Origin of the sequence: Bacillus sp. FSL K6-1000, from assembly GCF_038630785.1 — a bacterium.
Classification (GTDB): domain Bacteria; phylum Bacillota; class Bacilli; order Bacillales; family Bacillaceae; genus Bacillus; species Bacillus safensis.
In genome coordinates this window covers 1,382,531-1,395,507 of the sequence record NZ_CP152042.1, presented here as the reverse complement: position 1 = coordinate 1,395,507, position 12,977 = coordinate 1,382,531, and the positions used below count along the sequence as shown (strand labels likewise).

The window sequence follows — 12,977 nt, the reverse complement described above, 5'->3', positions numbered from 1 at the left end:
TCACCATTCATTGAAAAAACCGCATATATACATATGCGGTTTCTCTTTTTTATGATTGAATTGGGAGATGCTGAAAGCTTCTGACATCAAACAAACCCTTTGTCGTCATTTTCACATCAGGAATGACTGGGAGTGCCAAGAAAGACAGCGTCAAAAATGGATTAAAATCTAAAGTAAAGCCTGTTTCTTTTAACGCTTCATGGAGCGCATGAAGGCTTTCATTTACAAGATGTGCCGGCTGATCTGAAAGTAAACCAGAGATCGGTAATGGCAGCGTATGAAGAGACTGGCCCTCTTTGACAACAGTCAAACCGCCGCCTGTTTCTTTTAACACGTCAATGGCTTTCACGATATCAGCATCATTTGTGCCAACCGCAATTAAATTGTGAGAATCATGCGCAACCGTTGTTGCAATTGCGCCCTTTTCTAATCCAAAGCCGCTGACAACCCCTATCCCCATTTCAGATAAGCCTTGATGGCGTTCGACAAGCACCATTTTTAATACATCTCTTTCTGTATCACTAGTGAATTGTCCGTTCGTTTCTGAAGGAGAGACTTGTTCTAATTTTGTTTCTAGCTGATTCGGAATAATGCGGATCACATTCATTTTTTGATGAGCTGTGATAGGCAGTGCCAGATCTTGCTCTTGAACGTCTATAGTATGAACAGATTGTAATAATACTGGACTCGGTGCAATTTTTTCGACACTTGACTTGTACTCTCCATGCTGCGCCACCAATTCTCCTGCAATAAATACGCTGGTGATGTCGACTTGATGAAGATCAGAGACGAGCATAAAATCAGCATCAAAGCCTGGCGCAATGGCTCCCTTTGTTTTGAGGCCAAAACACTCTGCTGCGTTTAAACTTCCCATTTGATACGCTAAAAATGGGTCTAACCCTTCTTTTATAGACATACGTACTTGTTCGTCAATACTTCCCTCTGCCATTAAATCATCTAAATGTTTATCATCGGTACAAAAGAAAAAACGTCTCGCATTCTTTTCATTCACAGCTGGTAAAACGTTTTTCACGTTTTTGGCAACAGAGCCTTCTCTTAGCATGACATACATGCCTCGTTTTACACGTTCAAGGGCTTCGCCGGCTGTTGTTACCTCATGATCTGTTTGGACACTCGCTGTGCGGTAAACGTTTATTAATCGGTCTGTTAAGCCTGCTAGATGGCCATCAATCAGTTTATGTTCGTTTTGTGCATCAAGCAGCTTTTGAAGCATATCTTCTTCTGCCTGCTCTACACCGACGTAATCCATAACCTCAGCAAGACCAAGAACCTCTTTCTCTTGATACAAAGGCTTTAAATCTTTCGCTTTTAAAACAGCACCTGATCGTTCAAAACTGACTGCCGGTACGCAGGATGGCAGCATGAAATAAATATTTAAGGCAGCTTTTCTCGCTTCTTCCAGCATAAAACGGATGCCTGAGATCCCTGACACGTTGGCAATTTCATGCGGGTCTGTTACGACAGTTGTCACACCGTGCGGGACGACAGCTTTGGAGAATTCAGCAGGGGTCACCATAGAGGACTCGATATGAACGTGGCCATCAATAAAACCGGGTACAAGCATTTGACCTGCTGCATCCAGCTCCTGTTCTCCCTCGTACTCTCCAATCCCTACTATTTGTCCATTTTCAACAGCGACATCAGCGTCTATCCATTCCTGGTTAAACACGTCCATAACCTTCGCATGTTTAATCACTAGGGCTGCTTTTTTTCTCTTTGCAGCTACTTCAATTTGATGTCTGAAAAGCTCCTTATCCAACGACACTGCCTCCTCCAAGTAAACAATATAATGTTTCTTATCGTAAACGAATCTGTTTGCCCAGTCAATGACATTTAGAGAAAATCATCCAGATAAAAAGGCTGATTTTTATTTCTGAATAGTGATAATTGCACGAAAAATATGATGATTGGCTTTTGCTGTTTATGCAGAACAAAACAGCCCTTTTTAGTGTCTTCTTCTCTCTTCACTGTCCGTCCTGTGTGTACACAACAATATAAAAAAACACCCCGTCCAGGAGTGTTTAATAATCGTTCTGCATTTCTCGTTTTTCAAAGCGTCCAATATCGGCTACTGCCCCGATGACAATGAGAATATCTTCTTTTTGAATCATTTCATCTGCGAGTGGTGAAACAATCACTTCTTTTCCACGCTTTATCGCCACAATATTAATGCCATATCTCGCTCTAATATCGAGATCTAAAAGAGAATGCCCTGCAAGCCTGCTGTTAGCGACGATTTCAATGAGGCTGTACTCATCTGACAGCTCAAGATAATCTAATACGTTGTTGGAGATGATTTTATGTGCAATTCGTCTGCCCATGTCTCGCTCTGGATGAACGATGCGATCAGCCCCAATTTTATTTAGTACCTTTTCGTGATAGTCGTTTTGCGCCTTTACTGTGACCATTTTGACGCCAAGCTCTTTCAGCATAATCGTCGTTAAAATACTGGCCTGAATGTTTTCACCAATCGCAACGATGACATGATCAAAATTACGAATACCGAGATTTTTTAAAACCGATTCGTCTGTCGAATCGCCAATGACGGCATGCGAGGCAATTTTCGCGTATTCGTTCACTCGATCTTCATTCATATCCATGGCCATGACTTCAAGTCCTTCTTCGCTCAGCGCCTTGCAAATACTTCCTCCAAAGCGTCCAAGACCAATGACTGCATATTCCTTTTTCATGTTCAAACTCCTTTTATCTCACTTACCATGCATTTTACTACGGTTTGATTAATGAATCCATATGCGAGCGAATTTTTTTACGGAACGCTTCACTTAAGTAAAGGTCTGCTCCTTTTTCAATTTCACTGCGGTAATGACCTGGTGGAGCAATTTCTTCGCTCTTTTGAAGAACAAGAAAGGTTAAACAGTCCTCATATATTTGATCACCTATTTTGACATCGACAAAAGCTGGACGATATGTGCCCTCATATACGCCTTCTCGCTTGTACAAATATCGAATGGCATCAAAAGGAACCTCATATAAAACGCCCTCTGTTTCTCCGCCGTCTTCTACCATATCGGCTCTTGACCCATCAGGCCTCACCAATGTAAATCTAGTTGTAAAGCCGTTCAGAGCACCGCCGCCGATGATTTGTTTAAAATAATGATCGACTTCCGCCAATTTAAATCTTGCATCATCCATACAAGAACCATAGGCAAAATAATAGAAGGATACCGGCTTCTGCTGCCATAGTCTATATTCCTTCCAGCAGCCACTCTCGATTTCCTTCAGCCCTGATGCCTTCTGTTTTGGTAAAGTGTATGTAATAGCCGCCACCAGCCCCCGGTCTGTCATGACATCGACCACCTGCTTGTCATACCCTTCCTCAAGTAAATCTATCTTATTCAGCGTGCTTGCGGTTACCTCGTACAATTCTCCATATACTGTGCTTGTTTCTTCTGGAACGCACGCAGGGTATCCTTGACCTGTATCATAGATTCTGCCGCTGATCCAAGCTGATTTAGCTAATGGTCTGCTTTCTTTCATATACGTCTCGTGGTGTTCTTCATGCTGCAGAAGCGTCCCATATACAAATAAAGCTTTCGCCTTCATGAAATCACGTCCTCTCGCCTTGCTGCTGTCTGCTTTTTTGACACACAGGTAAATAGATATGAAAAGTTGTACCTTTTCCCAGCTCACTCACCACATCCATCCTACCGTGATGATCTTTTAAAATCGTTGCACAGATGGTGAGGCCAAGTCCCGTCCCTTCTGTTTTCGTGGAGAAGAAAGGATCATATATTTTCTGAATATCCTCTTCAGACATTCCTTTTCCTTCATCTTGAATGGTAATTTTCCATTCGTTCATCAATTTTTCTGTTGATATGTATATGCTGCCGCCTTCAGGCATTGCCTCAATGGCATTTTTGATTAAATTAATGAACAGCTGCTTCATTTGGTTAGCGTCTGCTAATATAGCGCCGGCATCCTGCTTTTTAAATGGCTGTTTGAGATCAATATTCGAAAGGACTGCATTGGTTTTTAGCAATGTAATGACCTGCTCTAACAGTCCATGAAGCTGAACTTCTTGAAAATGGACCGACTGCGGCTTTGCCAGCACAAGCAGCTCACTTAAAACAAAATCAATCCGTTTAATTTCGGAAAAGATAATGTCAAAATAATCGGTTCTTTCAGGATATTGAGTTTTCATCAGCTGCAAAAAGCCGTTTACTGAGGTCAGCGGATTTCTGACTTCATGGGCGATTCCAGCGGCTATTTGTCCTGCAACGGCCAGCTTTTGCGCCTGCATTTGCAATTGTTGATTTGACCTTTCAAGCTCAAGCTTTGCCAGCTTTTGTTTTGTAATATCTGCAACTGTTCCTATACCTCCAGTAAACTGGTGCTCTTCATCAAAGTAGAGCTTATAATGAACGTCTCCCCATACTTTCTTTCCCTCTTTATGAAGAAGCTGGAGCTCGATCCGTCCTGAATCTTTATGCTCTTTGATGACAGATGACAAATGCTGAATAACTCTTTCTTCTTGATCAAAGTACTGATTGTACATCGTACCTAGACATTCATCTATGTCATAGCCGGTCATTTGTTTCCATGCTTGATTTAAGAAAATGATGTGCCCTTTTTCATCTGTTTCAAAGACGATTTCCTGCAAGTTATCTGTAATTCGATTCAGCCGCTCTGTCAGTTCGTGTGCTTCTTTTTCTCTTTTATTTAGATCTGACACAAGCAAAGTCAAGCGGTCTACATACCCTGAGACAACCCAGATCCCTGCTAACACAACGACTGTAAAGGCTAAATCGAGCGGCCAATTAATTTGATAGCCGCCTAGATAATAAAAGAAATCCCAGCTTATGATTAAGATAAATGCAAGAACAGATAACACGATCCGCACTTGATATGTTTTGTTCAAATGATTCCACCTGCCGCCCTGAGATTCTTTGTCAATTGTACCATTTTCCACTTATTTTTTGAGGGAGATGGGGCATTTTTAAGGAACTTTTTTAAAGAAAAATAGCCTGTTCTCAGCACAAAGGAAGAGAGCAGGCTATTCCGATTACTGCTGAAGAGCTTCTTGCAGCTCTTTTAACAGCAGTTCTGCGCCTTCAGCGCTTAATGTAATTTGACCATTTCCGTATTCATGGTTCTCTGATGTAATCTCACCAGTCATGAGACAAACACCCTCTGGCTGATATTTTTTCAAGACGATTTTATCTCCATCTATAAAAAATTCCATACTGTCTTTAATAGCGATATCAAGTGCTCTTCTCAATTCGATTGGCATGACAATACGCCCTAGTTCGTCTACTTTTCTTACGACTCCGATAGATTTCAATTTCGTTCCCTCTTTCTTTCATTAGCTCAAGATCAATCTGTTTTTCACCAATTGATATATCGTAGACGTAAGAGATTCTTAAAAGGTTTCTCCTCTATAAAAATTTTTTTCATAAAAGAAAAAACAAAGGGAAAATTTATTGTGATTGTCAAAATGATACTTGAATTTTACAGATTCATTTCAAGGTGATCACAAACCCCCACAAATGACATCAACCCTCTGAACTTTTAAATGTAAAATTGTTTAAAACAGCAAAAATAGAGATTGGGTGAAAACATGTTTCAAAATGCCGAAATTGGAATTGATTTAGGAACAGCTAACATATTGGTTTATAGTAAAAATAAGGGAATTATTTTAAATGAACCGTCCGTCGTGGCAGTCGATACAGAAACAAAGACTGTACTTGCCGTCGGATCAGAAGCAAAAGAAATGATCGGGAAAACACCTGGGAAAATTGTTGCGATCCGTCCGATGAAAGACGGTGTTATCGCTGATTATGATATGACAACAGATTTACTTAAACAGATCATGAAAAAAGCAGGAAAAAATATCGGGTTTACCTTTAGAAAACCAACTGTCGTTGTATGTACACCTTCTGGATCAACAGCTGTTGAGCGCCGCGCCATCAGCGATGCTGTGAAAAACTGTGGAGCAAAACATGTGCATTTAATTGAAGAACCTGTTGCAGCTGCAATCGGTGCTGATCTTCCGGTAGACGAGCCTGTTGCGAACGTCGTAGTCGATATTGGCGGCGGAACAACAGAAGTTGCGATTATTTCATTTGGCGGTGTTGTCTCTTGTCATTCGATCCGAATTGGCGGCGATCAGCTGGATGAAGATATCATTACGTTTGTCAGAAAGAAATATAACCTATTAATCGGCGAACGGACTGCCGAGCAGGTGAAAATGGAAATTGGGTATGGTCTTATTGAGCATGAGCCTGAATCATTAGAAGTGCGCGGGCGCGACCTTGTGACAGGTCTGCCAAAAACGATCACACTTGTCTCTCATGAAATTCAAGGCGCTATGCGAGAATCACTTCTTCATATTTTAGAAGCGATTCGTGCCACATTAGAGGACAGCCCTCCAGAGCTAAGCGGAGATATTGTAGACCGCGGCGTCATTTTAACTGGCGGAGGCGCTCTGTTAAATGGAATTCAAGAATGGCTCTCTCAAGAGATTGTTGTTCCAGTTCATATTGCAGCTAATCCACTTGAGTCTGTTGCCATTGGAACAGGTCGTTCATTAGAAGTCATCGACAAATTGCAAAAAACATTAAAATAATCTTCATGTTCTACTTCTTTTTTCGTCATTTCGATCATATCGTGAGAAATGGATAAACGTGAAGGAGGAAGAACATGTTGCTTGATTTAGGTAAACGGGTCGTTGTCACAGTCATTTTAACGGGTATTATTTTAGGAGGAATGAGCCTGTCGTTTTCACATATGCCGCCTTCTAATGCACAGCCTGTGAAACAACTGAACCGCTAAAAAAGCCGCACGAAAGCGGCTTTTTTATTTTGGCTTTAAGCGTGCTCCCCATTTTCCTTTTCGGTCATAAATCTGATATGATGAACATGACTAAAGGAGGGTTTTTTATGAGTTCATTTGAAAAACAACTTGATCAATATGCCAAGACCATCGTTGAAGTCGGTGTGAATGTACAAAAGGGGCAGGAAGTGGTTGTATCCGCATTTACTGAATCTGCACACCTTGTTCGTCTTGTCGCGAAACACGCGTATGAGCGCGGGGCGAAAAACGTACATATCCGCTGGAGTGATGGTGTTCTCACCCGTTTAAAATTTGAACATGCGCCACAGGATGTCTTTGAGCAATTCCCAGAATGGGAAGCACAGATGATGGAAACCATCGCAAAACGCGGCGGTGCTTTTATTACCATCCTGTCAGAAAGCCCTGACCTTCTGCGAGGCATTGATTCGAAAAAAATCGCTGCACAGCAAAAAGCTGCTGGTTCAGCACTACATACATATCGTCAATACGTTCAATCTGACAAAGTCGCTTGGACGGTCGTAGGTGCTGCATCAAAAGAATGGGCGAAAAAGATTTTCCCTGATCATACAGATGAAGAAGCTGTCACTTTATTGTGGGATCAAATCTTTAAAGTCGCACGCGCTGATCAAGCAGATCCTGTTGAGGCTTGGAAAAAGCATGATGCGTCATTAAATGAAAAGGTCAAAATACTCAATGAACGTCACTACCATAAGCTTCATTATGAAGCACCGGGCACAGACCTAACGATTGAGCTTCCAGTGCAGCATATTTGGGTAGGTGCTGGCAGCGTAAGTGAACGCGGCGTCTCGTTCATGGCCAACATGCCGACAGAAGAAGTCTTTACCGTACCGAAAAAAGACGGTGTAAATGGGACCGTCTCAAGCACTAAGCCGCTCAGCTATGCCGGAAACATCATTGATGAATTTTCATTAACCTTTGAAAATGGCCGGATTGTGGATGTGAAAGCAAAAGAAGGCGAAGATATTTTAAAATCTCTCGTTGAAACAGATGAAGGCTCTCATTATCTAGGTGAGGTTGCCCTCGTACCAGATGATTCACCAATTTCTAACTCCAATATTCTTTATTACAATACACTTTACGATGAAAATGCATCAAATCACCTTGCGATCGGCAGCGGATATGCGTTTAATATCGAAGGCGGAAAAGAAATGAAACGAGAAGAATTGGATGCAGCGGGTGTGAACAGCAGTATTACACACGTTGATTTCATGATTGGTTCAAAGGAAATGAATATTGACGGGATTACAAAAGACGGGAAACGCGAACCGATCTTCCGAAATGGAAACTGGGCGATTTAATCAAAAAAAGACATCCTATGGATGTCTTTTCTTTGTTATGCGTAAAGCTCTTCAAGTCTTTTTTGGATGTCTTGATCTGATAAGAACTCATCATATGTTGTTTGTTTATCGACGATGCCATTTGGCGTCACTTCGATAATTCGGTTTGCGACTGTTTCAACAAACTGATGGTCATGAGATGAGAAGAGCATTGCTCCTTTAAAGCTCATGAGGCCGTTATTCAGCGCTGTAATGGATTCTAGGTCTAAGTGGTTCGTTGGCTCATCCAGCAGCAAAATATTCGCTCCAGACAGCATCATTTTTGATAACATACAACGAACCTTTTCTCCTCCTGATAAGACACTTGCTTTTTTCTTCACTTCTTCCCCAGAGAAAAGCATACGTCCTAAGAAACCACGCAGGAAGCTCTCACTTTGATCGTTCGGAGAATATTGACGAAGCCAATCAACGAGATCAACATCGTTTCCTTCAAAATATTCACTATTGTCTTTCGGGAAAAAGGCTTGTGACGTTGTGACACCCCATTTAAATGATCCGCTGTCTGGCTCCATTTCACCAGCAAGGATCTTAAATAAAGTGGACACAGCAAGCTCATTACGACTTAAGAACGCAATTTTATCTTCACGGTTCATAATAAAGCTGACATTATCAAGTACTTTCACACCGTCAATTGTTTTTGATAGACCTTCTACTTGAAGGACATCATTTCCGATTTCGCGCTCTGGCGCAAAATGAACATATGGATATTTACGTGAAGACGGCTTAATATCGTCTAAAGAGATTTTATCAAGCAATTTCTTTCTTGATGTCGCTTGCTTCGATTTAGAAGCGTTCGCACTAAACCGGGCAACGAATTCTTGAAGCTGCTTAATTTGTTCTTCTTTTTTCTTATTTGCTTCTTGGCTTAGTTTCAGCGCTAACTGGCTGGACTCATACCAAAAGTCATAGTTACCGACGTATACTTGGATTTTTCCGAAATCAAGGTCCGCAATATGTGTACATACTTTGTTTAAGAAATGACGATCATGCGAAACGACGATGACGGTATTTTCAAAGTTAATGAGGAACTCTTCGAGCCACTGGATCGCTTGTAAGTCCAAGTGGTTCGTTGGCTCATCGAGAAGAAGAACGTCAGGCTTGCCAAATAAAGCTTGAGCTAAAAGTACTTTTACCTTTTCAGAACCGCCAAGCTCAGACATTTTCTTCGATTGAAGGCTTTCTGGAATGCCAAGACCCTTTAATAGGATTGCTGCTTCACTTTCAGCTTCCCATCCGTTTAATTCAGCAAACTCACCTTCAAGCTCGGCTGCACGAATCCCGTCTTCATCTGAGAAATCAGGTTTCATATAGATCGCATCTTTCTCCTGCATCACGTCATATAGACGTTTGTGACCCATGATGACGACTTTTAGCACTTCAAACTCTTCGTATTCAAAGTGGTTCTGTTTTAAAATCGCTAAACGCTCACCAGGGCTCATATGAACATCACCCGTTTGAGCCTCAATTTCTCCAGAAAGAATTTTTAGGAACGTTGATTTACCAGCTCCATTGGCACCAATTAATCCGTAGCAGTTGCCAGGAGTGAATTTAATATTTACTTCTTCAAATAGTTTACGATCAGCAAAGCGCAAACTAACATTATTTACTGCAATCATTTATTAATCCTCCATCACTCATTCATCATTATGAAGTATAACATGAATAACGTTTGATAGAAACGTCTCTCGCTAAGAACGAAGGCTTTTTGTCCATTATGGTATAATAAACGGGAATGATTGATTGAAGGAGTTCGGACGATTTGAGATTACTCACACTGATGGAATACTGTTTATTGATTTTCTTTATGGGCATTTATTTATCTGCAACAGGCTTTAATGCGAAGGACTTTGGCCTTTATATTGGGCTTGTCCTCATTTACACACTGGTCCACATCTTTTCCAAACGCTTTTTACAAAAGCGGGGAAAAGAAAACAAAAAAATCGGATTGTTTCGATCCGTATTAGCCATTACCGGATCTGTATTCGCTTCGGTACTAGCCATTGTGATCATTGTTACAGTGCTCACGCCAAATTAAAAACGACCCTTCTGTAAGGGTCGCTCGTTCAAGCACCTTTCTCTTGCCTCTGAGAAGGTGCTTTTATTTTGTCTGTCGAATGTCGCCAAACGGGAAGAAAACAAATTCTGATGTCCCGACAACCCGATCCTTTTCAATGAGGCCAAGTCCATTTCTGCTGTCCATGGAATTGAGTCTATTGTCCCCCATCACAAAGTAATCGTTTTTCGGTACTTTCACTGGACCAAAATCTCCAGTTAAATGCACTTCATACTCTTTCGCATGCGCCTTGTTCTCTTTTAAATAAGGCTCATCTACTTTTTTACCATTAATGTAAAGCGTATCATCCTTCATTTCAATCGTATCACCTGGAAGGCCGATCAATCGTTTGACATAATGAATCTTCTGTCCATCTTTTCCATTAATAATCACGATGTCACCGCGTTTCACACCACCGAGATAGTTAATGGTTTTGTTGACAAACAGCTTTTCCCCGTCATGAAGTGTCGGTTCCATTGACTCTCCTTCCACTACATACGGTTCAAATATAAATGTACGGATGAGCAAGACGAGCGCAAGTGCAATTAAAATGGCTTTGATCCATTCAAACAGTGAACTTTTCTTCTCTGTTTTGGCTTGCTTCGCATCAGATTGAATGTCATTTTCGTTTTGTTTGTTTTCTTCGTTCAAAATACTGCTTCCTCCTAAGACTTTCTGCTAAAAGACTTGAAACGTGAATTGAATAACTTTACTTTATCATATGTCATTTAAAAATTCACAAGACAACCATCTAATTAGATATTTTTTCCTAATTCACAGATGATTAAACAAAAAGAAGCACCGTTTTTCACGATGCTTCTCTTCTGCATTACGCTTCTTGTTGAACCGGTTTTTTCAAAATACCCAGTAAAATCGCTGTCACAATAGCACCGATTAAGATGCTGATGATGTAAAGAACTGGATGGTTTGTTACCCAGAAAACAAATAGTCCGCCATGCGGTGCAGGAAGCGTCACTCTAAAGAATTCCGTTAATCCGCCAGCAACTGCTGCACCAATAACAGCTGAAGGAATCACACGAAGAGGATCTGCCGCCGCAAACGGGATCGCCCCTTCAGTAATGAAGGCAGCTCCCATGAAGTAGCATGTAATCCCTGCCTCACGGTCACGTTTTGAGAACTTATTTCTAAAGATCGTTGTTGCAAGTGCAATACCTAGTGGTGGAACCATTCCGCCTGCCATAATCGCAGCATGCGGTGCATAGTTGCCAGCAGCAATCATTGCAAGACCAAATGTGTAAGCCGCTTTGTTAATTGGGCCACCCATATCAATTGCCATCATACCAGCTAAAATAATACCCATTAAAACAAGGTTTCCAGTACCTAATGATTCAAGCCAATGTGTTAATCCGTCCATTACCATTTTCACTGGTGTGTTGACAATATAATGCATGATAATGCCTGTGAAGAAAATACCGAACAATGGATACAGCAGGACCGGTTTAATTCCGTCGAGTGTCTGCGGTACGAATGTGAATACTTTTTTGAGCAGCACAACAATGTAACCTGCTAGGAAACCAGCAATCAGTCCACCTAAGAACCCTGCACCTGCTGCTGACGCCATAAATCCACCGACCATACCTGGCGCAAAACCTGGACGATCTGCAATACTCATGGCAATAAATCCAGCTAATACCGCAACGATTAAGGCAAGCGCATTATCGCCGCCAATTCCTTTTAAGACAGCTGCAAATGAATTAAATGAAGGATCCTTAGGATCTGCTGAGTTAATACCCCAGAAGAATGAAATCGCAACTAATATACCGCCTCCGACAACAAATGGAAGCATGTTACTTACACCACTCATTAAGTGCTTGTAAAATCCGCTTCTTCCTTTGCCAGATGATTCAGTTTCGTCTTTAGAAGAACTGCCGCCTGAACCTTTATAAATCGGCGCATCTTGATTGATGGCTTTTTCAATTAATTCCTGCGGACGGCGAATACCAGCTGTTACAGGGACTTCAATGACATGTTTGCCTTTAAAGCGTTCCATTTCAACTTGCTTGTCCGCTGCCACAATGATGGCTGGTGCTTCTTCAATTTCTTTTGCTGTAAGGGCATGTTTAATACCGCCAGAGCCGTTTGTTTCAACTTTAATGTCAACGCCCATTTCTTTTGCTTTTTCTTTCAAAGCATCTGCTGCCATAAATGTATGTGCAATGCCGGTCGGGCAAGCTGTTACCGCTAAAATTTTAGCAGGTTTTCCTTCTGCAGCCGGCTCTTCTTGCACTTCCTCTTCTTCTTCATCATCTTGATCATGTGTATTGATGATCTCAATGATTTCATCTTCAGTCGCCGCTTCAAGAAGCTGCTTTCGAATTTCTTCACGCATAAGAAGTGTAGATAAACGAGAAAGTGCCTCTAAGTGCGTGTTGTTTGCACCTTCAGTTGCGGCAATCATAAAGACAAGATGACTCGGCTGGGCGTCCAGTGATTCATAATCTACACCAGCAGTTGAGCGGCCAAATGCAATGGCAGGCTCTTTTACACTTGCTGTTTTAGCGTGCGGGATGGCAATTCCTTCACCAATACCAGTAGAGCTCTGTTTTTCACGATTGATCACAGCTTCTTTATAGCCCTCTTTATCATTTAACTTGCCTGCTGTATCTAAAACAGTGACTAGCTCTTCAATGACTGCTTCTTTCTGCTGGCTGTCTAATTGAAGCTTAATGGTATGCTTCGTGAGTAGTTCTGTAATTTTCATGATGACTCCT

The 12,977-nt window shown here is 41.5% G+C and carries 12 protein-coding genes; 4 read left to right on the top strand and 8 right to left on the bottom strand.

Annotation, left to right across the window (positions count from 1 at the left end; all coding sequences use genetic code 11):
* Positions 1 to 49: 49 nt before the first annotated feature.
* From ade to MHI46_RS07065, 5 genes are all read right to left on the bottom strand, one after another.
* A complete protein-coding gene (gene ade / locus MHI46_RS07085) occupies positions 50 to 1,780 on the bottom strand; it encodes an adenine deaminase (RefSeq protein ID WP_260775902.1) in 1,731 nt (576 codons plus the stop codon).
* A gap of 262 nt (positions 1,781 to 2,042) precedes the next feature.
* Positions 2,043 to 2,711: a TrkA family potassium uptake protein gene (locus MHI46_RS07080; RefSeq protein WP_008345123.1), complete on the bottom strand. Its 669-nt coding sequence runs from the start codon at positions 2,709 to 2,711 to the stop codon at positions 2,043 to 2,045.
* 37 nt (positions 2,712 to 2,748) lie between these two features.
* A complete protein-coding gene (locus MHI46_RS07075; protein WP_260775901.1) occupies positions 2,749 to 3,585 on the bottom strand; it encodes a gamma-glutamylcyclotransferase family protein in 837 nt (278 codons plus the stop codon).
* A 4-nt stretch (positions 3,586 to 3,589) separates the two neighbouring features.
* Complete coding sequence (locus tag MHI46_RS07070; protein WP_260775900.1) at positions 3,590 to 4,900, bottom strand: ATP-binding protein; 1,311 nt, start codon at positions 4,898 to 4,900, stop codon at positions 3,590 to 3,592.
* Between the two features lie 144 nt (positions 4,901 to 5,044).
* A complete protein-coding gene (locus tag MHI46_RS07065; RefSeq protein ID WP_017359400.1) occupies positions 5,045 to 5,323 on the bottom strand; it encodes an AbrB/MazE/SpoVT family DNA-binding domain-containing protein in 279 nt (92 codons plus the stop codon).
* Between the two features lie 276 nt (positions 5,324 to 5,599).
* On the opposite strand from MHI46_RS07065, the gene mreBH reads away from it, so the two are divergent.
* From mreBH to MHI46_RS07050, 3 genes are all read left to right on the top strand, one after another.
* Entirely contained in the window at positions 5,600 to 6,607 is a 1,008-nt protein-coding gene (gene mreBH, locus MHI46_RS07060; protein ID WP_024424745.1) for a rod-share determining protein MreBH, read from the top strand.
* Between the two features lie 74 nt (positions 6,608 to 6,681).
* Positions 6,682 to 6,813, top strand: coding sequence for a protein YkpC (locus MHI46_RS07055; RefSeq protein WP_003210922.1), 132 nt, complete (start codon positions 6,682 to 6,684; stop codon positions 6,811 to 6,813).
* A 107-nt stretch (positions 6,814 to 6,920) separates the two neighbouring features.
* Positions 6,921 to 8,153 (top strand): aminopeptidase, encoded by a 1,233-nt coding sequence (locus tag MHI46_RS07050; protein WP_058837765.1) that lies wholly within the window; start codon positions 6,921 to 6,923, stop codon positions 8,151 to 8,153.
* A 35-nt stretch (positions 8,154 to 8,188) separates the two neighbouring features.
* Here MHI46_RS07050 and MHI46_RS07045 read toward each other — a convergent pair whose 3' ends face one another.
* Positions 8,189 to 9,808 (bottom strand): ATP-binding cassette domain-containing protein, encoded by a 1,620-nt coding sequence (locus MHI46_RS07045; RefSeq protein ID WP_041084974.1) that lies wholly within the window; start codon positions 9,806 to 9,808, stop codon positions 8,189 to 8,191.
* 143 nt (positions 9,809 to 9,951) lie between these two features.
* On the opposite strand from MHI46_RS07045, the gene MHI46_RS07040 reads away from it, so the two are divergent.
* Positions 9,952 to 10,227 (top strand): hypothetical protein, encoded by a 276-nt coding sequence (locus MHI46_RS07040; RefSeq protein WP_039178200.1) that lies wholly within the window; start codon positions 9,952 to 9,954, stop codon positions 10,225 to 10,227.
* Positions 10,228 to 10,290: 63 nt separating this feature from the next.
* Here MHI46_RS07040 and lepB read toward each other — a convergent pair whose 3' ends face one another.
* Together lepB and MHI46_RS07030 are read right to left on the bottom strand one after the other, a co-directional pair.
* Positions 10,291 to 10,863 carry a signal peptidase I gene (gene lepB / locus MHI46_RS07035; RefSeq protein ID WP_029706712.1) on the bottom strand — a complete coding sequence of 191 codons (573 nt, stop codon included), beginning with the start codon at positions 10,861 to 10,863 and terminating at the stop codon, positions 10,291 to 10,293.
* Positions 10,864 to 11,074: 211 nt separating this feature from the next.
* The gene (locus MHI46_RS07030) at positions 11,075 to 12,967 is read right to left on the bottom strand and encodes a PTS fructose transporter subunit IIABC (protein WP_144495012.1); all 1,893 of its coding nucleotides are present in this window, start codon (positions 12,965 to 12,967) and stop codon (positions 11,075 to 11,077) included.
* Positions 12,968 to 12,977 lie beyond the last annotated feature (10 nt).